Origin of the sequence: Paraburkholderia sediminicola (assembly GCF_046030555.1) — a bacterium.
Taxonomy (GTDB): Bacteria; Pseudomonadota; Gammaproteobacteria; order Burkholderiales; family Burkholderiaceae; genus Paraburkholderia; species Paraburkholderia sediminicola_E.
In genome coordinates this window covers 209,379-232,960 of record NZ_JAQQCH010000008.1, presented here as the reverse complement: position 1 = coordinate 232,960, position 23,582 = coordinate 209,379, and the positions used below count along the sequence as shown (strand labels likewise).

General features: G+C 59.7%; 19 protein-coding genes. 4 read left to right on the top strand and 15 right to left on the bottom strand.

All coding sequences use genetic code 11. The features are described from left to right. Positions 1 to 463: 463 nt before the first annotated feature. The 7 genes from pcaF to PQQ52_RS14480 form a co-directional block, all read right to left on the bottom strand. Positions 464 to 1,666 (bottom strand): 3-oxoadipyl-CoA thiolase, encoded by a 1,203-nt coding sequence (gene pcaF, locus PQQ52_RS14510; protein WP_408212158.1) that lies wholly within the window; start codon positions 1,664 to 1,666, stop codon positions 464 to 466. Between the two features lie 466 nt (positions 1,667 to 2,132). Next, positions 2,133 to 3,113 (bottom strand): D-erythronate dehydrogenase, encoded by a 981-nt coding sequence (gene denD / locus PQQ52_RS14505; protein WP_408212156.1) that lies wholly within the window; start codon positions 3,111 to 3,113, stop codon positions 2,133 to 2,135. 28 nt (positions 3,114 to 3,141) lie between these two features. Further along, entirely contained in the window at positions 3,142 to 3,930 is a 789-nt protein-coding gene (gene otnI / locus PQQ52_RS14500; protein WP_408212153.1) for a 2-oxo-tetronate isomerase, read from the bottom strand. Between the two features lie 197 nt (positions 3,931 to 4,127). Next, positions 4,128 to 4,790, bottom strand: a complete 663-nt coding sequence (otnC, locus tag PQQ52_RS14495) for a 3-oxo-tetronate 4-phosphate decarboxylase (RefSeq protein ID WP_408212151.1) — start codon at positions 4,788 to 4,790, stop codon at positions 4,128 to 4,130. Further along, positions 4,787 to 6,097, bottom strand: coding sequence for a 3-oxo-tetronate kinase (gene otnK / locus PQQ52_RS14490; RefSeq protein ID WP_408212148.1), 1,311 nt, complete (start codon positions 6,095 to 6,097; stop codon positions 4,787 to 4,789). Before otnK ends, otnC begins: the two co-directional genes overlap by 4 nt. 14 nt (positions 6,098 to 6,111) lie before the next feature. Beyond that, complete coding sequence (gene ltnD / locus PQQ52_RS14485) at positions 6,112 to 7,002, bottom strand: L-threonate dehydrogenase (protein ID WP_408212145.1); 891 nt, start codon at positions 7,000 to 7,002, stop codon at positions 6,112 to 6,114. 76 nt (positions 7,003 to 7,078) lie between these two features. Then, the gene (locus PQQ52_RS14480) at positions 7,079 to 7,783 is read right to left on the bottom strand and encodes a FadR/GntR family transcriptional regulator (protein ID WP_408212142.1); all 705 of its coding nucleotides are present in this window, start codon (positions 7,781 to 7,783) and stop codon (positions 7,079 to 7,081) included. Positions 7,784 to 8,037: 254 nt separating this feature from the next. Here PQQ52_RS14480 and PQQ52_RS14475 point away from each other — a divergent pair, with 254 nt between their 5' ends. Further along, the gene (locus PQQ52_RS14475) at positions 8,038 to 8,184 is read left to right on the top strand and encodes a hypothetical protein (protein WP_408212139.1); all 147 of its coding nucleotides are present in this window, start codon (positions 8,038 to 8,040) and stop codon (positions 8,182 to 8,184) included. A gap of 7 nt (positions 8,185 to 8,191) precedes the next feature. Here PQQ52_RS14475 and PQQ52_RS14470 read toward each other — a convergent pair whose 3' ends face one another. From PQQ52_RS14470 to PQQ52_RS14460, 3 genes are all read right to left on the bottom strand, one after another. Then, positions 8,192 to 9,334, bottom strand: coding sequence for a porin (locus PQQ52_RS14470; RefSeq protein WP_408212136.1), 1,143 nt, complete (start codon positions 9,332 to 9,334; stop codon positions 8,192 to 8,194). Between the two features lie 129 nt (positions 9,335 to 9,463). After that, positions 9,464 to 10,882 (bottom strand): purine-cytosine permease family protein, encoded by a 1,419-nt coding sequence (locus PQQ52_RS14465; protein WP_408212134.1) that lies wholly within the window; start codon positions 10,880 to 10,882, stop codon positions 9,464 to 9,466. A gap of 102 nt (positions 10,883 to 10,984) precedes the next feature. Further along, positions 10,985 to 12,166, bottom strand: coding sequence for an amidohydrolase (locus PQQ52_RS14460; RefSeq protein ID WP_408212275.1), 1,182 nt, complete (start codon positions 12,164 to 12,166; stop codon positions 10,985 to 10,987). A 561-nt stretch (positions 12,167 to 12,727) separates the two neighbouring features. On the opposite strand from PQQ52_RS14460, the gene PQQ52_RS14455 reads away from it, so the two are divergent. Beyond that, positions 12,728 to 13,654 (top strand): LysR family transcriptional regulator, encoded by a 927-nt coding sequence (locus PQQ52_RS14455; protein ID WP_408212131.1) that lies wholly within the window; start codon positions 12,728 to 12,730, stop codon positions 13,652 to 13,654. Between the two features lie 60 nt (positions 13,655 to 13,714). Here PQQ52_RS14455 and betA read toward each other — a convergent pair whose 3' ends face one another. From betA to PQQ52_RS14440, 3 genes are all read right to left on the bottom strand, one after another. After that, positions 13,715 to 15,406: a choline dehydrogenase gene (gene betA / locus PQQ52_RS14450; protein ID WP_408212128.1), complete on the bottom strand. Its 1,692-nt coding sequence runs from the start codon at positions 15,404 to 15,406 to the stop codon at positions 13,715 to 13,717. A gap of 43 nt (positions 15,407 to 15,449) precedes the next feature. Continuing rightward, positions 15,450 to 16,976 carry a purine-cytosine permease family protein gene (locus tag PQQ52_RS14445; protein WP_408212125.1) on the bottom strand — a complete coding sequence of 509 codons (1,527 nt, stop codon included), beginning with the start codon at positions 16,974 to 16,976 and terminating at the stop codon, positions 15,450 to 15,452. A 131-nt stretch (positions 16,977 to 17,107) separates the two neighbouring features. Then, positions 17,108 to 18,616, bottom strand: a complete 1,509-nt coding sequence (locus PQQ52_RS14440) for an aldehyde dehydrogenase family protein (protein ID WP_408212272.1) — start codon at positions 18,614 to 18,616, stop codon at positions 17,108 to 17,110. A 279-nt stretch (positions 18,617 to 18,895) separates the two neighbouring features. On the opposite strand from PQQ52_RS14440, the gene PQQ52_RS14435 reads away from it, so the two are divergent. Then, a complete protein-coding gene (locus tag PQQ52_RS14435) occupies positions 18,896 to 19,828 on the top strand; it encodes a LysR family transcriptional regulator (RefSeq protein WP_408212123.1) in 933 nt (310 codons plus the stop codon). Here PQQ52_RS14435 and PQQ52_RS14430 read toward each other — a convergent pair. Then, a complete protein-coding gene (locus PQQ52_RS14430) occupies positions 19,825 to 20,967 on the bottom strand; it encodes a branched-chain amino acid ABC transporter substrate-binding protein (protein WP_408212269.1) in 1,143 nt (380 codons plus the stop codon). The genes PQQ52_RS14435 and PQQ52_RS14430 overlap by 4 nt on opposite strands. A gap of 224 nt (positions 20,968 to 21,191) precedes the next feature. On the opposite strand from PQQ52_RS14430, the gene PQQ52_RS14425 reads away from it, so the two are divergent. After that, complete coding sequence (locus tag PQQ52_RS14425; RefSeq protein WP_408212120.1) at positions 21,192 to 22,115, top strand: LysR family transcriptional regulator; 924 nt, start codon at positions 21,192 to 21,194, stop codon at positions 22,113 to 22,115. Positions 22,116 to 22,182: 67 nt separating this feature from the next. Here the strand turns inward: PQQ52_RS14425 and speB are convergent, their stop codons facing one another. After that, a complete protein-coding gene (gene speB, locus PQQ52_RS14420; RefSeq protein WP_408212117.1) occupies positions 22,183 to 23,160 on the bottom strand; it encodes an agmatinase in 978 nt (325 codons plus the stop codon). Positions 23,161 to 23,582 lie beyond the last annotated feature (422 nt).

Below are 23,582 nucleotides of genomic sequence, written 5' to 3'. Positions count from 1 at the left end.
TCGCTTATTAAAGCGGGGTACGGCGCAACGATTGTACATGCCTTACAAGAAGCTACGATTGTTTATGTCGTGATTTTCGAATCAGCGCGCAACGTGATGCGAAAGCGCCGCGACGCGTCGTCGCAGCGGCATCTTACCGGTTGACAGTGCCGCTTTAAATTTCTCGACCATGGATATGCGGAGACAATTCTTAATATGCGAAAAGCATTAAACGCATACTGCATGACAGCGCGATTGTTCATTATTCTTTTGATCAACGGCATTCGCTGCAATGAAATCGGTGAGCGTCATTAACATCGATTAAACACAAACTCAATAGACAGTGAATTCATGCACTGCGCAAAATAAGACAGCCCCGTCGCCTGAGCGAGGGGGCTGTTCATCATGCGGTCACAGGCGCGCTATCCGCGCAGCCTCAATACTCACGACGCTGCGACGCTTCCCGGCACAGACCGCAATCCATTTACACCCGTTCAATAGCGATCGCGATGCCTTGACCGACGCCAATACACATCGTGCACAGCGCAAAACGGCCCTGCGTACGATGCAGTTGATACATCGCGGTCGTGACCAGACGCGCGCCGCTCATGCCGAGCGGGTGGCCGAGCGCAATCGCTCCGCCGTTCGGATTGACGCGCGCGTCGTCATCCGCGACGCCGAGCGTGCGCAGCACAGCGATGCCTTGCGAGGCGAATGCTTCGTTCAGTTCGATCACGTCGAACTGGTCGATGGTCATGTTCAGGCGAGCCAGCAACTTCTGCGTGGCGGGCGCCGGGCCGATGCCCATCACGCGCGGCGCGACACCTGCTGTTGCGATTCCCAGCACGCGCGCACGCGGCGTAAGACCGAAGCGCTTCGCGGTTTCTTCGTTGGCAAGCAGCAAAGCCGCTGCGCCGTCGTTCACGCCCGATGCGTTGCCTGCCGTGACGGTGCCGTCCGGACGCACTACGCCCTTTAGTTTGGCGAGCGCTTCAAGGCTGGTTTCGCGCGGGTGTTCGTCTTGCGACACGGTGATCGGATCGCCCTTTTTCTGCGCGATCGTCACGCCGACGATTTCCTGCGCGAGCGTGCCGTCGCGTTGCGCGCGTGCGGCTTTCTGCTGACTGCGCAGCGCAAATGCGTCCTGATCGGCGCGGCTGATCCTGTAGTCGGTCGCGACGTTTTCGCCGGTCTCCGGCATCGAATCGACGCCGTACATCTGTTTCATCAACGGGTTCACGAAACGCCAGCCGATCGTCGTGTCGAAGATGTCGGCCTGGCGCGAAAACGCGCTGCTTGCCTTGCCCATCACGAACGGCGCGCGGCTCATGCTTTCGACACCACCGGCCAGCATCAACGCGGCCTCGCCCGACTTGATCGCGCGGGCGGCGATGCCGACGGCGTCCATGCCCGAGCCGCACAGGCGGTTCACCGTGGAACCCGGCACGCTTTGCGGCAAACCGGCCAGCAACAGCGACATGCGCGCGACGTTGCGGTTGTCTTCACCGGCCTGGTTGGCGCAGCCGTAGATCACGTCGTCGATCGCGTTCCAGTCGACGTTCTTGTTACGCTCCATCAGCGCTTTGAGCGGCACCGCGCCCAGATCGTCGGCGCGAACCGACGACAGCGAACCCGCATAGCGGCCGATGGGGGTGCGAATTGCGTCGCACAGGAATGCTTCGGTCATAGGATGTCTCCAGTTGGTGTGCTGCGTGCGCTGCGCCGCTTCCGGTATCCGTCAGCGGCGCCGGCCGCCTGCGCGTGGCGCGAGCCGGATGCTTCGCAGCATCGACCCGGTGAGCACAATGGGAAATGAGAAATGGCCGCATGGCAGCCGTCACGTCAATTCAGCTTAGCGCAGGAAGGTGAACGGTAGGCCCAAGACTGTGGCCGTTTGTTCTTTATACGAACTCACGGTCATATATCGAACAACTAGACCCGATAATAGGCGCGTGCGCGAAATCATGTCAAGCAAAGCCATCGCCGCATCAGGGAAAACGCGCATGCTGTCGGCCCGATTGCAATGGCGACGCAAAGGATCTGAAGATTGACGCGCTCGTGCCGCCAAACGGACTTTTAGCCCTGCCGGCACGAGGCCTGGGACCGTTCTGCTGTCCAGGATCGCGCTGAAATACCAATCCCGATACGCGCGCTCAGCGGGTCTGAATCCGCTCGTCCGCGATATAGGCACGAATCACATCGGCGAAGCTGCGGTCGCCGGTCAAGCCGAGCCGTTCGGCACGCGAGGGATCCCACTGCCCCGGCCAACTGCCGACAATCTTCTCGATCCGCGCATCCGGCTGCCACACGACCCGCTTCGCGGTCTCTTCGCCCGCCACCTCGCGCAGCGCCGCCACCATCTCGTCGACGCTGACCGAAATCCCCGGCAGATTCAGCACGCGCTGGTTGCCGAGCGCAGCGGCATCGAGTTCGAGTCCGGCGATCAGGCTTTCGATCGCCTTGCGCGGCGACAGCAGCCACACGCGCGTCGTGCCCGCTACCGGGCATACCGCCGTTTCGCCGTTCAACGGTTCGCGAATGATGCCGCTCGCAAACGACGACGCCGCCGCATTCGGTTTGCCCGGCCGCACGCTAATGGTAGGCAGCCGCAACACCCGGCCGTCGACGAAACCCCGCCGCGTGTAATCGTTGAGCAACAATTCCGCGATCGCCTTCTGCGCGCCATACGACGATTGCGGATTCAACGCGGTGTCGTTCTGCACAACCTCAGGCAGATCGCCGCCGTACACGGCCACAGAACTCGTGAATACCACACGCGGCTTGTGCCCGCGCTGCCGGCAGGTTTCCAGTAGCAGGCGCGAAGCGTCCAGATTGATGCGCATGCCGAGATCGAAATCCGCCTCGGCCTGCCCGCTCACGATCGCGGCAAGATGGAAGATTGCTGCGGTCCTGTCGTCGATCACGCTGTCGAGCACGCTTCGTTCGGCGATGTCGCCCACTTCCGTACGCACGTGGCTGTCGCCGAAATCGCTTCCGTGCACCATGTCGAGCAGCACCAGTTCGGTGATCGCTTGCGAGTTGCCGTGCTCATCCTTCACCGACCCGCGCGCCAATAGCTCACGCGCGAGACGCTGACCGAGAAAACCCGCGCCGCCGGTAATCAATACTTTCATGATGTGCTGTGTCCCTGCTTCGTCTGTATTAGCGAGCGGCGTTCAGATACGGCTTGAGCCAATCGAGCCCTGCCGCCGTGCCGGCTCGCGGCCGGTATTCGCAACCGATGTAGCCGTCATAGCCCAGCGTATCGATCAGATCGAACAGATACGGATAATTCAGTTCGCCGATATCGGGCTCATGGCGCTCCGGCACACCGGCAATCTGAATGTGGCCAATGCCTGCCATATCGCGTTTGAGCTTCACTGCAAGGTCGCCTTCGACGATCTGGCAGTGATAGCAATCGAACTGCACTTTGAGATTTGGCGCGCCCACTTCCGCACAAATTGCCTGGGCATCGTCCTGACGGTTCAGAAAGAACCCCGGTATATCGCGCGTATTGATCGGCTCGATCACCAGAGTAATACCTTCCGCTTGCGCGGCCTTGGCGGCATAGGCGAGATTCTTCAGATACACCTCGCGATGCTTCGCCCGCGACTGATCCGCGCCGATCAAGCCGGCCATCACATGCAGTTTGCGATTGCCGAGCACGCGTGTGTAGTCGAGCGCGGTTTCAACGCTGCGGCGAAATTCGTCCTCGCGGCCCGGCAGTGAAGCGATACCGCGTTCGCCCGCGGCCCAGTCGCCGGGTGGCGCATTGAAGAGCGCCTGCGTCAGGCCGTTCGCTTCGAGCCGCGCCTTGATTTCACCGGCACGGAAATCGTAGGGGAACAGAAACTCCACGGCCTTGAAGCCGTCTTTTGCCGCAGCGGCGAAACGGTCGAGGAACGCGTGCTCGTTGTACATCATGGTCAGGTTGGCGGCGAAGTGAGGCATGGCAACAACTCCTTGAAAACGATTTGATTCAGTGCGCGCAAGCCGCAATGAATGAATGCATGCTGCGCGGGCAAGATTTCGATCCCGCCATGGATGGGTCCGCCTCCTTGGGCCAAACCGCCATCGCGTCGATCGCCTGCATGTCAGTACCTGTCTGTCAGCATGGCAGCGCCACCTGGTCCTACTTTTCCCGGCGCCTACCAGCGCGCGCCAAACATCGTCCGGAGTTCTTCGAGCGCCGCATCGTCGAGCGGCGCGGGTCGCGGGTTCGTCATCAGCCACAGGCGCGCGGTCTCTTCGAGTTCTTCAAGCGCATACGACGCATGCGCCACTGAACGCTCCCACACCACCGGGCCGAGGCGCTCGAGCAAAACCGCGCGAACGGTGTCCGCGAGTGCCGCGATCTGGTCGGCCACGTGCGGGTCGCCGGGACGCCTGTAACGAATCAGGGGGACGTGGCCCACTTTCATCACGTAGTACGGCGTGATCGGCGGCAGAACATCGTCGTCGCGCCATACGCCGGCGAGCGTCAATGCGACCAGATGCGTCGAATGCGTATGGACGATGCCGCGCGCTTCGCCGTTGCGTGCATAGATGCCCCGATGCAGCGCCAACGTTTTCGACGGCTTGCCGCCGGACACCGCATTGCCGTCGACATCGACCTTGGCGATATCAGCCGGATCGAGCCGGCCGAGGCAGGCATCGGTCGGCGTGATCAGCCAGCCGTCGTCGAGGCGCGCGCTGATATTGCCCGCGCTGCCCACCGTGTAGCCGCGTTGATAGAGACTCGCACCGGTCACGCAGATTTCCTCGCGGACTCGTGCTTCGTTCGTCGTGTGAAGTGCAGGCGTGCCGGTCATTGCGCGGCTCCATCCAGGTGACGCAGTGCTTTTTCGAAAAAGTCGATCGCGCCGAAGTTGCCGGACTTCAATGCGAGCGCAAGCGGCTCGGCGTCCGTTGTCGCGGTAGCGGGCACGCCCGGATCAATCTGCGCGCCGATCCGCAACGTGCGCACGTCGAGCGCCTGCACCACGGCGCCCGAGGTTTCACCGCCCGCCACCACGAACTGGCGCACGCCACGCTCACGCAAAGCGCGTGCGATCGACGCCAGCGTGGATTCGACCAGATGTCCCGCTTCGTTGACACCGAGCGCGTGTTGCACCGCTTTGACTTCGTCGGGCGTGGCGGTGGCGTAGATCAGCACAGGCTCGCCCGTATCCAGGTACGGCTGTGCAAAGGCTAGCGCCTGCTCGACCACCGGCTCGCCGCGCGCCGCCGCCAGCGGATCGATGCGGAACGCGGGACGTGTTGCGCGCCAGGCCGCCACTTGCGCGTTGGTCGCTTTCGACGCGCTGCCGGCCAGCACCGCCGACAATCCTCCGGCGCGCGGTAACTGCGCGGCATTGTTGCCTTCCGCGAGCAAACCGGCGCGACGGAAATTGCCCGGCAGGCCCAGCGCGACACCGGAGCCGCCCGTGATCAGCGTGAGGTCGGCACATGCCTCGCCGAGTACATACAGATCCGCGTCCGATACCGCATCGGCAATCGCCATTCGCACGTCGTCGCCGCGCAATGCATCGAAGGCGTCGCGTACGGTCGACACGCCTTTCGCGACTGCGTCGTAACGCACGAGGCCGACTTTCGATCCGGTTTGCCGCTGAAGCACGCGCACGAGGTTCGCATCGCGCATCGGTGTCAGCGGATGGTTTTCCATGCCCGATTCGTTCAACAAGGTATCGCCCACGAAGAGATAGCCGCGATAGACCGTGCGGCCGTTCTCAGGAAACGCCGGGCAGGCGATCGTGAAAGCCCCTGCGCCAGCGTCGGCGGACAATGCGTCGAGCAAGGCGTCCGTGATCGGACCGATGTTACCGGCGTCGGTCGAATCGAACGTCGAACAGTATTTGAAAAAGAACTGGCGGCATCCTTGCGCACGCAACCAGTCGAGCGCGGCGAGCGATTGCGCGACCGCGTCGGCGGCGGGAATCGTGCGCGATTTCAGCGCGACAACCAATGCATCGGCTTCAACGACATCGTTCGACGCAGGCACGCCAATGGTCTGCACCGTACGCATACCGCCGCGCACCAGCATGTTGGCGAGATCGGTGGCACCGGTGAAATCGTCGGCGATGCAGCCGAGCAACGCACCTCTGGACGGAGTGGTCATGGCAGGCTCCGCGCTTACTTCGCCGCCGGCAAATCGATGCCGGGGAAAATCCTGATCACCGCGGAATCGTCTTCGCCGCCATACCCCGCCGTCGACGCCATCATGAACATCTGATGCGCCGCCGCGGACAAGGGCAACGGAAATTTCGAGCGACGCGCGGTATCAAGCACCAAGCCGAGATCCTTCACGAAAATATCGACCGCCGAGAGCGGCGTGTAATCGCCACTCAGAATATGCGGCACGCGGTTCTCGAACATCCACGAATTGCCCGCGCTATGCGTGATGACCTCGTACAGCGCATCAGGATCGACGCCTTCGCGCAAACCGAGCGCCATCGCCTCGGCGGCCACGGCGATATGCACGCCGGCCAGCAACTGATTGATGATCTTCACTTTCGAACCCGCGCCGAGCGCCGGGCCCAGCCGATAGACCTTGCCCGCCATCGCGGCCAGCACGTCCTCGCACGCGGCGTAAGCGGCGTCCGGGCCGGAGGTCATCATCGTCATTTCGCCGGTCGCGGCGCGCGCCGCGCCACCGGACACCGGCGCATCGAGCATCTGCAAGCCGGCCGCTTCGACGCGTTTGCCGAGTTCGATCGCGAAGTCCGGCGCCACGGTTGCGCTCGCAATCACCACGCTGCCCGGCTTCATCGCGGCGACCGCGCCCTGCGCGCCGAACAGCACGGCTTCGGTTTGAGCTGCGTTGACGACCAGCGTGACGACCACTTCGCATTGCGCGCCAAGCTCGGCGGGCGACGCACAGCCCACACCGCCGGCATCGACGAATGCTTGCAAAATCTCGCTGCGCAGGTCGCATGCGTGGACCTGAAAGCCCTCGCGCAGCAGCGAGCGCGCGACGCCCATGCCCATTGCCCCGAGACCGATGACACCGACATTTCTGGACATGCGTGACCTCTCCGTTAGTGAGCCGCAAGCGCCGGGGAGAACCCAACCCGGCGGGACCGGCTCTGTTCAGTTCAGTTCAGCAAATGCCCGCTTCCGCGAGCCGCCGTGCCGCGTTGTACATATGCGCGCTTGCCGCATTGCGCGCCGCCATTGGATCGCCTGCCCGGATCGCCGCGACGATCGCCGCATGCTCCTCACGCACCTGACGCGAAAAATCATCGCGCAGCGCTTCGTTACCCCGCGTGACCACGGTGCCGGCTTCGAGGTACTGATTCAGAAAGGTGAGCGTCTTGAGGAAATACGGATTGCCGGTGGCCGCCGCGATTGCGCGGTGGAAAGCGACGTCTTCGGCGACGCCGTTCTCGCCTTCGGCCACCGCTGCGTCGATTCTGGCGAGGGCGGCGTCGATCGACATCATGTCCGTATCGCTGCGGCGCATGGCCGCTTCCGAGGCAACTTCCGCCTCGATCGCCCGCCGCAGCGCGAGAATTTGCAGCACCGAGCCCGCTTCAACCGCTTCCGCGTAGTCGATGCGCAGCGGCCGGATCGCGCCGTGCGCCGCGATGAACACGCCGCTGCCCTGACGCGGCACGACCACGCCCTCATTCTTCAGCCGCGAAATCGCTTCACGGATCACCGTGCGGCTCACGCCGAACTCCTGCGCCAGCACCGCCTCGGTCGGCAGCTTGCCGCCGTGCGCGAAGGTGCCTTTGTCGATCTGCTTGAGCAACTGCTGCGCGACGGTATCGCTCAGCGCGCGGGCAGGAATCTTGTCGAACATGGATGTCCCGATGGATCATGTTGTCGGGTCATCATACAAATTTGAGGCTTGGGCTGCATCCATGCAAACCCTGAGATTTTGAGTGATGCTTCGCGCGACATGACCAACCAGTCACAAATCCGGTAGGCGTCTCGGGCATCGGCCTACCGCCGAGCCGTTACGCGAGTTGCCGTATGGCGAAGCGCTGCTCAGGCGTGTGCGCACCGTCGTTACTGAGATCGCGCGGGCCGAGCAGGAACAGCGAGGCCGGGGTGGTGAGCGTCTGGCCAGACTTTCAGCTAAACGAGGAAATCGAGCGCGGCACGCTGGAGCGCGTTGCACTCGATATCGCGCTACCTCGCCTCGCGCTCAGCCTGATCCATCGTAAGGATCGCGTGCTGGGGCGCGCGTCGAGCTACTAGATGGTCTTTAGAATCGATGCTTCACGCCCACGCCGAGCAATGCCTGCGAGTCGCCCGAGGCTGAGGAAAGACTATTGATCTGGGCATACGAAAACTGCGACCCGTCCCCGTGAACCCGTTGATAGACACCATCTGCATACAGACTTGTTCGTTTAGACAGGGCATATTCAGCAAGCAGGCCGAGCTGATTCCAGTGCGGCGATCTCCCGCTAACATTGGCAGTGGTGTAGGTATATGCACCTTTTAGATCCAGCAACGCCGTCGCATGGTAGACCGCATTGATTTCGTAGTTGTTGAAGCTCATTGAATTTGCCCCTGCGAACTGGGTGTTCTGCCATTCGCCGGTGGGTGAGGAAAGAACGGTTCGCGTGACGTTGGCGCTCAGATCGATGTGATCGAACGCATAGCTGGCCCCTACCCCGTAGATCCGTTGCCTTGCAGCGGTAAAGTTTGCATCAGCGACATCTACCGCGCCATACGAGCCAGGCACATCGTCGCCTGAATTATCGAGTTGCTCGTATACCACCGCGAGGCTCGTCGGCCCGGCCGAATACCTCACACCGGCTGCCCACAATCGGTTATCCGTAAATCCAGATCCTGAGCCTGAAGTCGAAGCCGGCTTATTGCTAAACGCGTACATGCCGCCGAACTCCAGACCTGCCAGACTGATACTCTGGTACTTGATGGCGTTGTTCGCCATATAGGTTCCCCAGAGGTTATCGTTATCCAGTGGGTGTGCGTAAAGGACGCCGCCCCAATTTCCTCCCGCCGCGAAATCTCCCAGATAGTCCCCAACGGAATCCAGCATGCGCCCCATCTTCAACGTGCCGGCTGTGTTGTTGCTGAGACCCACCCACGCGTAGTCCCCAAAAAGCCGGCCACTCGGCCACGTTGTCCCGTTGGCTGTCGAGAAGGCAGATCCCAGTTTGAAAATGACCTTGTTTCCACCACCGAGGTCCTCCGCGCCGCGTAAGCCCCATACGCTCGTTTCGGTAGGTGAGGCAACAAATTGAACCGCATGATTGCCGCCCTGATTCGTTGAATAGAAAATGCCGTTGTCAATCTGACCATAGAGCGTAATGCTCGATTGCGCATGTCCCGTGAGCGCAAATGCACCTATAAAGCCACCTAGCAATACATGGCGTTTCATTTCTTATTCCGGTTCAAAGAAGGAACTTCAAGGAAGACGATCGACGTGCTGACTCCGTCGGATTGCCTCATCGCATGAATGCGCATGAGGCAGCTTCCGACAGCGACGCACCTAAATGGAGACTTCGGCTTAGAGACTGTCCACGCGTATGGTTTGCCCGGCTTGGCCTACACGGTGGGTTCGAGTAACACAGTAGTAAATCGATCCGGGTATCACGATGCCGACAATCCACGAGATGTCGACGCCACCGAGCAGATTGAAGAGAGGGCCGGTGTAAAACTCAGTTGACAGGAATGGAATCTGCACCACCACACCGATTACGTAGATCGCAATGCCTTGAACATTCCACTTCCCGTAGCGACCATTCACATCGGACAATGCAGGAATGTCAACGTACTCTCTGGAAACACAGTAGTAATCGACGAGATTGATAGCGCTCCACGGCGTGAAAAACGCCAAAAGGAACAAAATAAATTCGGTGAATGTTCTAAGAAAACTGTGATTCGCCGCAAGCGCGAGGCCTGTATATATCGTGACGACCGCAAGTATCATAACGAGGCGCGACCCTCTTCCAATGACCTGCTTGCCGTTTAGTGCGGTTGTAATTGTGGCGACTGACATGACGCTTCCATACACGCAAAGCGTTGACGCAATGAGCTTCCCGAGCGTGATCGCCAGGTAAAGCACCGCAGCAATAGCACCGGCCGAACCGAGCCCCACCATGAAGGTAACTTCGTGACCAGCGAATTGCGCCCCAGCAATTGCTGCGGCGAATACGCCAAAAGTCATCGCGAACTGGGATCCCAGCACTGAGCCAATGCCAACCGCAAGGAAGGTTACCAATGGGGAGGTTGATTTTGGCAGGTAACGGGAGTAGTCCGCCACGTACGGACCGTACGAGATCTGCCATGAGGCCGATAACGACACGGCAAAGAGAAATGTTGGCCACGTGAAGTGCCGGGTGCTCAACAACATCGAAACATCGTGTCCGTGCAGGAGGCTAACGAACAGATAAACGAAGGTTAGGCCGCCCACCACGCTGTAGACGCGCCCTAATGCGTGAATGGTCTTATAGCCAAACAACGCTAGCATCGTTACAAGCGCTCCGAGAATCAGGATCGCGTGGGTGGTACTCACATGTAGCAATTGACCAACGGCCTGCCCCGTCAGAACCGTCCCGCCCGTCAGAAAGCCAATGTACATGATGCAGACCAGTACCAGCGGGATGATCGCGCCGTACACGCCGAACTGGACACGGCTCAATATCATCTGCGGAAGGCCAATCCGCGGGCCCTGGGCGCCGTGAAGCGCCATCACCACACCGCCTATCAACTGGCCAATGAACAGACCCACCAGCGACCAGAACACATCGCCGCCCAGCACGACAGTCAGTGCACCCGTGACCGCACACGTAACGGTCAGGTTAGCGCTTATCCAAAGGGTAAATTGGCTTAGCGGGTTACCGTGCCGTTCGTTGTCCGGGATATAGTCAATTGAGCGCCGCTCTATCAACACCCCTTTTCTGGAAGGGGAATCTGAAGTCGCCATGCTTGTCTCCATGTAATGCGTATTGTCGGAACTTATTTCGAAACGAAGCGGACGATCAGAAGACGAGACCCGAGCCCTTGTCAACCGCCCAGCTCCTACTCTTCAAAAACCGGTTGTTTCGCGCGCGCCTTCGTTGACCGATTCTGCTGTGACCTGATCCTCGATCTCTACACCGAGCCTTGAGCGAAGTACGGCCACGAACACGGCAACACCTATCGGCGCCACATCGTCGTTGAAGTCGTATTCCGGGTGGTGACACATGCGCCCACCTTGCCCGAGCAGGAAGTGGCATCCAGGTCGGGCCTCGAGGAAATTCGCTACATCGTCGCCCGCCATGAGCGGTGCAATGCTCTCGATGACATTATGTTTTCCGACCACTTCGTGGGCTGCTGAGATCACACATGCCACGGGGCCTTCGCTATTGATGATCGGCGGTGTTCTATTCGAGTATTCAATATCGATCTGCGTACGATTAGCTAACTCGAGCCCCTTGCAGATAGCGTGAATACGCTCAATGGCGAGTTCCCTCGATGCGGCAGACAACGCTCGGACCGTTCCATCCAGCACGGCCTCATGGGGGATCACGTTGGGAGCATCGCCTGCGTGAAAGCGCGCGATGGTAATCACTACGCTTTCCAACGGGTTGACGGACCGGCTGACGATTGTCTGCAGCGAAGAGACCAGGGCCGCGCCAATCGTAATAGGATCCACGCCGAGGTGCGGCATACCTGCATGCGTCCCTACGCCCTTGACGCGGATCGTGAAGAAGTCCGAGGAGGCCTGTTGCGCTCCCGCGCGCACACCGATCTTGTGCGGCGGCAACATCGGATCGTTGTGAAGGCTATATATTTCATCAAACGGGAATCGCTCCAGCAGACCATCGTCCAGCATCGCCTGACTACCGCGAACGATCTCTTCCGCCGGTTGGAATATCAACAGGACCTTTCCACGAAACGATGGATTCGCGGCGAGATAGCGGGCCGTTCCCAGGAGAATGGACACATGCCCGTCGTGACCACAGCCGTGAAACACGCCTTCAAAAACGGAGCGATAAGCAGGCCGCCCCTGCTCGTTCATTGGCAGCGCGTCCATGTCGGCACGGAGCGCGATAGTCGGCCCATCGCCGAGTCTGCCGCGGATAATGCCCACAACGCCGGTCTGTCCAATTCCCGTATGGACCTCGACACCAAAACCGCGTAAAAGCGCAGCAACAAACTCGGCTGTGCCGTGCTCCCGGAATGCGATCTCCGGCTTACTGTGAATCATGTGCCGCCATGCTCTCATGTCGGAAGCTAGTGTTTGAATTCGCGAGCTGATATGCATGCTTCGTTCTCTCTATCTGAGGAATGCCCGGCGCGGCAGGTCGTGGTGTTAGCCAGCGTCCGCGCGAACCGGGCGTGAATGTCGTCCTTTCTGGTGAAACATGCTATGTGGAGAAATTGGGCGTGGCCAATGCGAATATCCAGACAGCCTATGCACAGTGCGCATAGCCTTGCCCAACGGGCCTCAGCTCATCGCGCGGGGTACGTCGCCTTCCCGTAGGGAGTTACCCTTGGGGTGGCCGGCGTCGAACCAGCATTGCTCCTACGGGTGCAGTCCTCCGCTGGCGGGATTCCCCAGTAGTCAACCTACCTACACACGTGTTCGTGTGTTACGCGGATTCGTGGTTCGCCGGTATCGTGCTATACATGTCCACCGTGGTCCATCCTGGGATAGGGGTCTGCAAGACTGTGTGGCACGCGCCCATTTCCCACAGTCAGATCTACAGAAAAGTATGATGTCCCGGTCGCCAATTGCACGGAAGTGCCCCGGTTCACACCTTTCGTTATTTAGTCAAAGACACTCGTGGATATCCGGAAACTTCGTCATGTGTTGAGCCTGGCGCAACATCTGACATTCAGTCGCGCCAGCATCGACGTGAACCTGAGTCAGCCCGCGTTGTCTCGTAGCATTCAGTCGATTGAGGCCGAACTGGGCCTTACGCTTTTCGAGCGCAGCCCAAGCGGCGTGTCGTTGACGCCGTTCGGCAAGGTCTTTACGGAAAGAGCGCGCCGAATCGTTCTGGAAGCAAACGAACTGCAACGAGATCTTGCTCTCATGCAACTCGGCGAATATGGCGAGTTGTCGATCGGCCTGGGCGCAACGCCTGCGATCCTGCTGACGCAGCCGCTCATTGACTATTTCTTGATGCATGCACCCCAGTTGCAGGTGAGCATAAAGAGAGGTGGCCGGGATGCCTTGTTGCGCCTGCTTCTCGACGAGCAGGTTGACATATTTTTCGGAGACATAGCGCTGCTGGAGGACCGAAGCGATCTGCATCTCAGTCCGCTGCCTCGCTGGCCCAGTGGATTTTTCTGCGCCCCCGACCACCCGCTCGCAAAGCGATCGGTCGTGCCTCGTGACGAACTCCTGAGTCACCGAATAGGTTCCATCGAGTTGTCACCGTGGGCGATGGCTGACCTTTGCGAGTATTTCGAACGGTCCATCGCCTCTGTCATTTCATTCCGGAGCGATGATTTCCGCGATGTTGAAGCTGCGGCCACCGGCGCAAGAGTGGTCGTATTTGGCAACCGGTCTGTATTCCGAAGCGCGATTCAGCGCGGTGTATTGGTCGAAGTGCCGCTGGATCCGCCTCTCGAACGTGCTGCCCGGTTGGGTTCGGTCACCCTCGCAGCGCGAACGCTTTCGCCCGCTGTGTCGCGGGCGAAAGCGCTAGCTGAGTCTATCTTTGCGGATTATGCTGCGACGGAAGTCGATGCGAAGCCTGGTTAAAATCCCTGATCAGCGCTACTGCTGAGAAAGAAATCTCCGTTCCTGGCACCGGTCTCCACCCTACCCCACATGCAAATTTCGCGTCGGCGCATGCGTGCGTTGCCGCGTCTCCCACCCCTCGGCCAGGCCCACGTCCGCGTCGGACGCGGGCAGCATGGACACCGCCCGGACCAGGTCGGACGCACGTTCGGCGAGCATGATCGTCGGCGCATTCAGATTGCCATTGGGTTCGGTCGGGAATACCGACGAATCGATCACCCGTAAGCCCTCGATACCGTGAACCCGCAACTCGGAGTCGACCACAGCCATAGCGTCCTCTCCCATGCGACACGAACCGCACGGATGCATCGTGCTTTCCAGGTTCGCCCTGACGAAGGCGTCGATCTGCTCATCTGTTTGCACGTCCGGACCGGGAGCGAGTTCGGCATCGCGGAAGCGATCCATCGCCGGCTGACCGATGATTTCCCGGGTCAACCGGACGCAGCGTCGAAATCCTTCGCGGTCCTCTTCGCGATCCAGGTAATTGAAGCGGATCTCCGGGTGCGTATAGGGATCGGCTGACGTCGATCGCACATAGCCTCGGCTCTTCGGCTTGTTCGGCCCGGTCAGCACCATGAACCCGTGGCCCTTGAACGGCTTGTCGCCGTCATAGCGCATGGCTGCCGGCAAGAAATGGAATTGAATGTCCGGCCAGCGCAGCCCGGCTTCTGAGCGGATGAATCCACCCGCCTCGAAATGGTTGCTGGCGCCAAGGCCATCCTTGAACAAAAGCCAGCGTAGCCCGATCATGAATTTGCTGAACGGATCCATTTTCGAGTTCAGGGTGACAGGTTCCTTGCAGGCGTACTGGATATAAATTTCCGCGTGATCCTGCAGGTTCTCGCCCACGCCCGGCAGGTCGTGTTTAACCGCGATGCCCGCCTTGCGCAGTACCTCGGCAGGCCCGATGCCGGAGCGTTGCAGCAAGTGGGGCGAGCCGATCGGACCGGAGGCGATCAATACCTCCGCACGGCATCGCGCGGTACGCGTGACCCCGCCCTGATCGTACGCGACCCCGACAGCGCGCTTGCCCTCGAGAATCACGTGGCGTGTCATCGCATTAGTGACCACGGTCAGATTGGGCCGCTTCATCGCGGGACGTAGATAAGCGTTTGCTGTGGACCAGCGCACGCCATCCTTGACGGTCATATGCATCGCGCCGAAGCCTTCCTGCATATGGCCATTACAGTCCTCCGTCTTGATGTAGCCGGCCTCCGCGCCGGCCTCGATCCACGCACCGTACAGCGGATTCGCCATGTTATTGCCGTTATTGGTGGACAGCGGCCCCTCCGCGCCCCGGTACTCGTCGCCACCAAACTTGTAGCTCTCCGCGCGACGAAAATAGGGCAAGCAGTTGCGATAACCCCAGCCTCGCGCGCCAAGCTCCTCCCATTCGTCGAAGTCGCACGCGTGGCCGCGAATATAGACGAGGCCGTTGATCGACGATGACCCTCCCAGCACCTTGCCGCGCGGGCAGTGCAACTGGCGGCCATTCAGATGCGCTTCGGGGGCGGTCTGATAACGCCAGTTGTACTTGGACGTATTCATAGGCATCGAGAACGCGCTCGGCATCTGAATGATGACGCTGCGATCACTGCCGCCGTATTCCAGTACCAGAACACGGACCGCAGGGTCCTCGGTGAGCCGGTTGGCCAATACACATCCGGCCGATCCGGCGCCCACAATGATGTAATCGAATTGCTCGGTAACCATGATATTTGCCTGCTTTCAGGATCTTGACGAGTTCGTCTGTGGATCAGTAGCGACTCTTGTCGCCGGTGGTGTATTGCGGTGACGTCTTCTCGATCTGGGCGATGACCTTTGCTTCGTACTTCAGATCGAGCGAGCGCGACAAGACGTAGTAGGCAATGCCCGAGACGAACAGACCGACCAGCCAGGCCAGATCGACGCTGCCCATCGCACGGGCAAACGGGCCGACATACACTTCGTTCGAGCCGTCGAGGACGCAGAAGAACGGGATCATCGAGACAAAGCCGATCGCGTAGGCCAGCAAACCGCGCGCGCCCCATTTGCCGTACAGGTTGTTGTCAGGCATGAAGAAGTGCGGAATCGCATAGCGGCCCTTGCGGACGAAAAAGTAATCCGTCAGATTGACCGCGGTCCAGGGCACCAGGAAATACAGCATCACGACGAGGTAAATATTCAGGACGGAGAGTCCTTTACCCGAGGTATAGATGCTCAGCGCCACGCCGAGTTGAAGGATCACGACGAAGATAATCGCCAGAATGCGAGTCCTGGGAGTCGGCTGGATTTTTCGGAACGAATCAACTGCCGTGATAGCCGTCAATTTGGCGCTATAGATGTTCATCGCGATCACCGGCAGAAACGCCAGGATCGTGACGGCAACCACAATGCTTCCCATACCTGGTGCCAGGTCGTTACCCACCTGATCCAACGCCACCAGCACATCGGTTGCGTGAAGATGGTCCGCGAGCCAGCCCCCAATCGCGATCATCCACGCTCCCGACAGCGATGCGCCCAGGAACACCGCCGCGATCAGCTTACCGCTCGGCGTGTTTTTCGGCAGATAGCGCGAATAGTCGGATACATAGGGTGCGTAAGCGATGTTGTAGCTGGCGGCAGCTGCGAATTGCGCAATGAATGCAATCCAGTTGAAGCCCAGCGGTGGCGTCGGCGCCGCGCCCGGTGCGACGGAGGCGAGCGGCACGTCATGTACCCAGTGCATCAGCACGGCCACGGTGACCAGGCCGTAAAGGGGAAGCGACAGATACAACGCCCACTTGAAACTGCGGTGCATCCAGTCATGGCCGAGAATGGCCAGAATCGAAGCCGGCAGCGTGACTGCCAACGCCACCTTGACTGGGTCCCAGTTGAACAGTGCTTTGAGACCCTGCATCATCAACACCAGGTTGACGATGTTGAATCCCGCAAACACGAATAGCGTTGCCAGCAAGACAACAATGACCCCGCGATAGCCGAACTGCGCTCTCGACTGAATCATCTGCGGCAAACCAAGATGAGGACCTTGCGATCCGTGAAAGGCCATGAACAACGTGCCGAACATGATGCCCAGCGTGCCGGCTATCGTCGTCCACAGCGCGCTCAGTCCAATGCTGGGACCGACAAAACCGATAGTCATGGTGAAGAACGTGAAATTACCTAGAAACCAGAACGGTCCCTGTCTGGATAGTCTGTCGGTTCTTTCGCTACCCGGAATGAAGTCGATTGAATGACCCTCGATGGCCCTCGACTCGCCCCCAACTACGGCACGTTTAACTGTTTCGTCTGTTGCTTGCATCATGTACCCCTGGCTGCAATGAGAGGTTGATGGAATAGAGATAGGTCCGGCATGCGTGCTGGCCGCAACTTCCGCTCGTCACGTGGCGCTAGGCTCACGTTTATTCGAGGCGGCGTCGTCAGCGTATTTGCGCTTCAGTGCAGCGTGATCCAGACCGCCTTGCTCTCCATCAGATGATCCAGTTGTTCGGGGCCAAGGTCCTTGCCGAAGCCGGACTCTTTGAATCCGCCGAACGGCATTGACGGATCAATGGTGCTATGTGCATTGACATAGACCGTGCCCGCGCGCAATTGCGGAATCAGCTTGTGCACGCGGTTCAGGTCATTGGAGTAAATCGCGGCGGCAAGACCGTACGGCGAATCGTTTGCCAGCGACAACGCATCGCCCAGGTCGTCAAAGGGAGCGGTCACCAGCACCGGGCCGAAGATCTCTTCGCGGACTATCTTCATGTCGCTGCGGCAATGCGCAAAGATGGTCGGTTCGACGAAATAGCCTGGCCGGTCCAGTACATGGCCACCCTGCACAACTTCCGCGCCTTCGCGCCGCCCAGCTTCGATATAGGAAGCGACGCGATCCTTCTGAAGCGCGGAAACGAGCGGGCTGATGAAGCAATCCCGATCCAGACCGGGTGCGATCTTCAGCTTGCGGGTGTGTTCGATCAGCGCGCCAATGAACTTGTCGTGAATGCCCCGCTGGATGTAGACCCGTGTCCCCGCATCGCAGACCTGTCCGGAATTGAAGAAGATGCCGTTTGCGACAGCCTGGGCCGCCGCCTCGACGTCGGCGTCCTCCAGCACCAGCACCGGCGACTTGCCGCCCAGTTCGAGCGTGAGGCGTTTGATGCCTCCCACGGCCGCGTGTCCGACGGTACGGCCCACCTCGGTGGAACCGGTGAACGTGATTTTGTCGATGCCCGGATGGGCGGCCATAGCCGCGCCAATTTCGCGCCCAAGTCCCGTTATGACGTTCACGACGCCGTCAGGAATTCCGGCCTCCTGCACCAACTCCGCGAAGCGAAGGGTCGATAGAGAAGTCAGCTCGGCAGGCTTGATCACTGTGGTGCAACCGGCGGCAAGCGCTGCGGCCACCTTCCACGCCATGGTTTGAAGCGGGAAGTTCCACGGCACGATCACGCCGATCACACCAATGGGTTCCTTGCGCGTATAGGCAACGTATTCACCCGGCAGAGAGGGTTCAACCGTGCGGCCGTGGAGCTTTGACGCCCAGCCGGCAAAATAGCGGAACGTGTCGATCGTGCCTTGAACGTCGACGTCACGCGCATTGGCGACGGACTTGCCTACGTCGATCGATTCGATCTCGGCCAGTTCAGTTGCGTTCGCTTCAATCAGATCGGCGAGTCGATGAAGCAGCCGTTCTCGCTCAAGCGGCTTGAGTCTTCGCCATGGTCCGCCATCGAATTGTTTGCGGGCAGCTTCGACCGCGCGATCCAGATCCGCGGTGGTGCCCAAAGGAATGTGCGTGATCACGCCCGTGGTGGACGGCTCGATCACGGCGCAGGATTCACGGTCGCCTTGCGGCACCCACGCGCCGCCAATCAACATTTTCCGCGGCTTGATGAGAAAGCGTTGCGTCTCTTCAAGGACGCCAAACTTCTTCAGGTAATTTTGTACGACGGTATCCATCATTGTCTCCTGTCTTACGGATTGACTGCAATTCGACCTCTAATGGGCCAGTTTCATGCGCGTGAGTCCGCGTGTTCCTGCAACGCTTGACGAGGACCTCGCGGGATCGCCGGAAGGGTCAGCCGCTCACAAACGACCGGGGTCCATCGATATAAACGTGGCTTGTGGCAGCGCGGCGTTCTGAGAGACTATGGACGACATGCCCGAGGGTAAAAATCACGTGAATCAGATGTTCATATCGGGAATATCGAAGCAAGCGGTGCAATAGGAGCGACGACAGTGATCCAGTTGCAGGACGTGGACCTCAAACTACTGAGGGTTTTCATGACAGTGGTACGGTGCGGGGGGTTTTCCGCCGCGCAGGCGACCCTGAACGTCAGCCAGTCGACGATCAGCGAGCAGATGACGACGCTCGAAACGCGGTTGGGACTCAAGCTTTGCGAGCGCGGGCGGAGCGGATTTCGCCTCACCGAACACGGCGTGGCGACTTACGAGGCGGCGCAGCGGCTGCAGGTGGCGGTCGAAAGCTTCTGTGTGGATACCGATGCACTAAAAAAACACATCTCGGGAAAGCTGTACCTCGGCATCATCGACAACACCGTAACCGACTCGGCCTCGCCGCTGCCGCAGGCGCTGCAAACGTTCGTGTCGCGGGGACACGACGTGCATCTGGATGTCTACGTGGGCACGCCTGCCGAACTGGAGGAACGTGTGCTGGATGGCAGGCTGCATATTGCCGTCGGGCATTTTCCCCTTCATGTGCCGGGGCTGACCTACACGGATCTCTATTGCGAACCGGACGGCCTATATTGCGGACAGAGTCACTCGCTTGCCGGTCGCTCGCAGGCCGATATCGCACTCGAACAGGCCATTGCGTCGAGCCGCGTTGTTGCACGGGGTTATCTGCAACAACACGACCTCCAGATGCTCAAGGTAAGTAAAGCCGCGGCAACCGTCGACAATATCGAGGCGCAGGCGATGCTTATTCTATCGGGGGCATACATTGGATTTTTACCGATCCACTACGCTGCCCGATGGATCGCACGCGGCGAGATGCATCGGATATGCCCGGACCAGTTCGGCACCCAGTGGCCATTTTGCGCGATCATACGGCGGGCCGCCGTGCCCCCGACCATCCTGCAGGTATTCATGGTCGACTTGATGGAAAGCTACCGTACGGTCGGGCAGAAGGCGCACATGGGGCAGGCTTAGGGTTGTGCAGACGCGAGCGGCGTCGGCTCGCCGTTCCGATAGTTGTAGATGGTGATCGGAGAATCCGTCAGATCGCGATTCTTGTCGAACTGGTAGTGGCCGGAAACACCGCGAGAATCGATGTTCGCCAGCGCGGCACGGTATTGGGCCGGCTCGATCGAATTGGCCTTCGTCATCGCTTGCGCGACGATGTTCATGCCGTCGTACAAGGCAGCGCTGTAGGTTAGCGGATCGGTATGAAAGCGTTGCTTGTAGTCCGTCTTGAACCGGCGGCCTTCCGGTGTTTGATCGAGAACGCGGCCACCTTGCGGGCAATACACGCGCGTATCGACCGCGTCGCCGCCAAGTTTCGCCAGTTCGGCGTTGCACATTGCGTCGCCGCCCAGCAGGTAGCCATTCATCGCGAGGCGCTTCATCTGCTTGCGCAGCGCGCCAGCCTGAGCGTAGTAACCACCGTAGAAAATCCCTTCGGCGTTTGAGCCCTTGACGTGCGTAAGGATCGAGACAAAGTCGGTCGCCTTATCGGTTGTATATTCACGATCGACGATCTCGATGCCGTTCGCTTTGGCCGCGTTGATGAACTCGTCGGCGAGGCCCTGGCCGTACGCAGTGCGATCGTCGATCACAGCGATACGCTTGACCTTCAGTTCCTTTGCTGCGAACTCCCCCATCCGGCTGCCAAGTTGCGTATCGCTGGCGGAGATGCGAAACACGAACGGATAGTTGTGCTGCGTGATCGACGGATTCGACGCGACGGTCGCCATCACAATGCCCGACACGTTCACGAGGTTCGAGATCGGAATCGCGACGCCGGAATTGAAAGGCCCGAAAATGACCTTGACGTTGGCGTCCACCAGGCTTTGCGCGACCGTCATACCGGTACGCGGATCGCCCGCGTCATCTTGTGAGACCAACTCGAAGCGGGTTTTCTGACCACCGATCACGAGACCCTCGGAATTCAGACGCTCGATCGCCATTCTCACGCCGTTCTCGTCGTCCTTGCCGATGGCGGCTTGCGGGCCGGTCAATGGCCCCGTCAGACCGATCTTGACAACCTGCTCACCCGCTGTCGCGCTCAGGGAGATCATGCTCAAAGCGACTGCTGTCAACCAGCTTGCACCTGCGTATGGCTTCTTCATCATGCTCTCCTCACCTCGATTGTGTGCCAAACCGTGTCGCCGACGAGCGGCGAATCTCACCGGCATGGCACAGATAACAGCGCTTGACCCCGTCCGCCGCGACACCTCTTCCGATGGTCGGACAGTTCGGTTGATGGCAATTCTGTGTAGCCAAATTCCCCAATAAAATGCACCATTGATGAAATACATTTCGGAAACTCCCGAAGTAATCGAGGGGCGCCACCATGCAGGTTCAGGATACGGATCTCAAGCTATTGCGAATTTTTGAAACCATCGTGCGATGCGGTGGCTTCGCCGCTGCGCAGCCCATTCTCAACATCGGCGCATCGAGCATCAGCGAATATATGTCGCAACTGGAGACGCGACTCGGACTGCGACTATGTGAACGCGGACGCGCCGGTTTCCGCCTCACCGAGGAAGGCGCGGAACTGCACGCCGCCGCGCAACGCCTGCTCGGCGCGGTCGACACGTTTCAAATGGAAGCCGGCGCACTGCGCAATCAGCTTTCCGGCGTGTTGCGCTTCGGCATGATCGAAGCGACGTTGACCGACAAGTACTCGCCTCTACCCATCGCGATTCGCGAGTTCGGTCAAATGGCGCCGGAAGTCCGCCTGCATGTGCAGATCGAAACGCCGGGAAGCATGGAGCAGCACGTGCTGGATGGTCGTCTGCATCTCGCCGTGGGGCCGTTTCCCGTGCACATTCCTGGCCTCGATTACCTGCCGCTCTATCGTGAGGAACAGGGGCTCTACTGTGCGTCGACTCATCCATTGTACGAACGGGCGAACGGCAGGGTTCCTGTTTCGGTGCTCAGTAAGCAGCGACTGGCGGCCCGCGCGTATCTCGGCAACCAGGAGTTGAAGTTGCTGCACATGCAGGAAGCCGCGGCCTCCGTCGATAACGTTGAAGGCCGGGCCATGCTGATTCTGTCCGGCAACTACATCGGCTTTCTGCCGCCTCACTACGCGCTGCCTTGGGTGGACAACGGCTTATTGACCCGCATCGATCCCGAGCACTACGTGACGCATCTGGACTTTCAGATAATCACGCGCAAAGGCGGCGAATCGGCACGGGTCGTACAGGCCTTTTGCAACCAGTTGCGGGCTGCGGCCAAAGAAGTGAGCCGCGCCTCGCGAAGTGGCAAGTAGCACCGTGGTCGATAAATCGGCCATAGGTGGCCGGGTATCACGTTCAACGCGCCGAATAGCGCGCGAATTAACGAGAAAGGTTTCGTTTGACTTTGCGTTGATGCATGACACGGCCGATGGTGTTCAGCAGCAACTGGGCCGCAAGAATTGAAGTCGAGCCCGAATGGTCGTAATCAGGTGCAACTTCCACGAGATCGATGCCGATCACGTCGCCTTGCTCTGCGAGGCCCGCGAACAGTTCGAGTCCTTCGTAGTACAGCAGGCCGCCGTGGCTCGGTGTGCCAGTGCCAGGCGCGATCGAAGGATCGAAACCGTCGATGTCGATCGTCAGGTAATAACGCACGCCCTTCGGGATGCGGTCCAGCACACCCTGGATGCCGAGGCGCCGGAGATCGCGCACCGAGATAATGTCCGAGCCCATCTCACGCGCTTGTGCATAGCCCTCGCGCGCAGTCGACGACACGTTGCGAATGCCGATTTGCGTCATGCCCGAGACCACGCTTTTCTCTGCCGCGCGCCGCAGTGGATTGCCATGGCCGTACCGTACACCATGACGCTCGTCGACGAAATCGAGGTGTGCGTCGATATGAACGATATGAAACGGCTCCTGACCTTCGAACGCGTTGATGCACGGAATGTTGATCGAGTGATCGCCGCCCATCACCACCGGCAACGCGCCTGCCGCCAATATCTTGCGCACGCCGTATTCGATGTTTGAGTGGCTCTTTTCAGTGTTGGTGTGGACCATGTCCGCATCGCCGATATCGACGATACGAACTTCGTCGCTAGGCAGATAGACGACATCGTCTTCGAAGTCGTATGCGCCGCCGTGGCCGAACGAGAACAGCGTCGACGCATCGCGAATCGAACGTGGGCCGAAGCGCGCCCCGGCACGCCACTGGGTGCCGCAGTCGAAGGGCGCGCCCATTACCGCGACATCCGCATCGATCTTGTCCCAGTCGAGACACAATGGGGATTTCGCGAACGTGCAGATTCCCACAAACGGCAAATTGAGCCGGCCCGTTTCGTAGCTGTTTTCAGACATGATTGCCTCGGTCCTGTTTTATTCGTCCAGATATGGGTGACGCAGAGGCGCCGCCCTCTCCATTGCTGCAGCAACGCTCTTTGTCAGAAGCGAGTGGTGCATCTGAAACGGAGTCTAGGCAAACAAATTCAACGGAGAAATGCCTAAAACAAGAAATACACTTCGGAATAGTCCGAAGCAATGTTTAAACATAGTGGGACCATCGGCCTCATCAAGGGCACGGTGCGCAGGCATCCAGCCGCAACTTTGCTTGCAGCATGGACAACCGCGTATGGCACACAAGTCTATTTGAATCAATAACTTAGCCCGCCACCTCAGATCAGATTCCGTTTAGACGGACCTGGAGCAAAACGGTCAACGTTGGCGAAACAGAAGGCTTAAGCTATCGTCACGCCTTTGCGCAGCGTCGCGCCGGCTGAATC

Excerpts from the sequence above, each read along its gene's own strand:
- pcaF (WP_408212158.1), bottom strand. The coding sequence starts at position 1,666 with ATGACCGAAGCATTCCTGTGCGACGCAATTCGCACCCCCATCGGCCGC.
- denD (WP_408212156.1), bottom strand. The coding sequence starts at position 3,113 with ATGAAAGTATTGATTACCGGCGGCGCGGGTTTTCTCGGTCAGCGTCTC.
- otnI (WP_408212153.1), bottom strand. The coding sequence starts at position 3,930 with ATGCCTCACTTCGCCGCCAACCTGACCATGATGTACAACGAGCACGCG.
- otnC (WP_408212151.1), bottom strand. The coding sequence starts at position 4,790 with ATGACCGGCACGCCTGCACTTCACACGACGAACGAAGCACGAGTCCGC.
- otnK (WP_408212148.1), bottom strand. The coding sequence starts at position 6,097 with ATGACCACTCCGTCCAGAGGTGCGTTGCTCGGCTGCATCGCCGACGAT.
- ltnD (WP_408212145.1), bottom strand. The coding sequence starts at position 7,002 with ATGTCCAGAAATGTCGGTGTCATCGGTCTCGGGGCAATGGGCATGGGC.
- PQQ52_RS14480 (WP_408212142.1), bottom strand. The coding sequence starts at position 7,783 with ATGTTCGACAAGATTCCTGCCCGCGCGCTGAGCGATACCGTCGCGCAG.
- PQQ52_RS14470 (WP_408212136.1), bottom strand. The coding sequence starts at position 9,334 with ATGAAACGCCATGTATTGCTAGGTGGCTTTATAGGTGCATTTGCGCTC.
- PQQ52_RS14465 (WP_408212134.1), bottom strand. The coding sequence starts at position 10,882 with ATGGCGACTTCAGATTCCCCTTCCAGAAAAGGGGTGTTGATAGAGCGG.
- PQQ52_RS14460 (WP_408212275.1), bottom strand. The coding sequence starts at position 12,166 with ATGAGAGCATGGCGGCACATGATTCACAGTAAGCCGGAGATCGCATTC.
- betA (WP_408212128.1), bottom strand. The coding sequence starts at position 15,406 with ATGGTTACCGAGCAATTCGATTACATCATTGTGGGCGCCGGATCGGCC.
- PQQ52_RS14445 (WP_408212125.1), bottom strand. The coding sequence starts at position 16,976 with ATGATGCAAGCAACAGACGAAACAGTTAAACGTGCCGTAGTTGGGGGC.
- PQQ52_RS14440 (WP_408212272.1), bottom strand. The coding sequence starts at position 18,616 with ATGGATACCGTCGTACAAAATTACCTGAAGAAGTTTGGCGTCCTTGAA.
- PQQ52_RS14430 (WP_408212269.1), bottom strand. The coding sequence starts at position 20,967 with ATGAAGAAGCCATACGCAGGTGCAAGCTGGTTGACAGCAGTCGCTTTG.
- PQQ52_RS14425 (WP_408212120.1), top strand. The coding sequence starts at position 21,192 with ATGCAGGTTCAGGATACGGATCTCAAGCTATTGCGAATTTTTGAAACC.
- speB (WP_408212117.1), bottom strand. The coding sequence starts at position 23,160 with ATGTCTGAAAACAGCTACGAAACGGGCCGGCTCAATTTGCCGTTTGTG.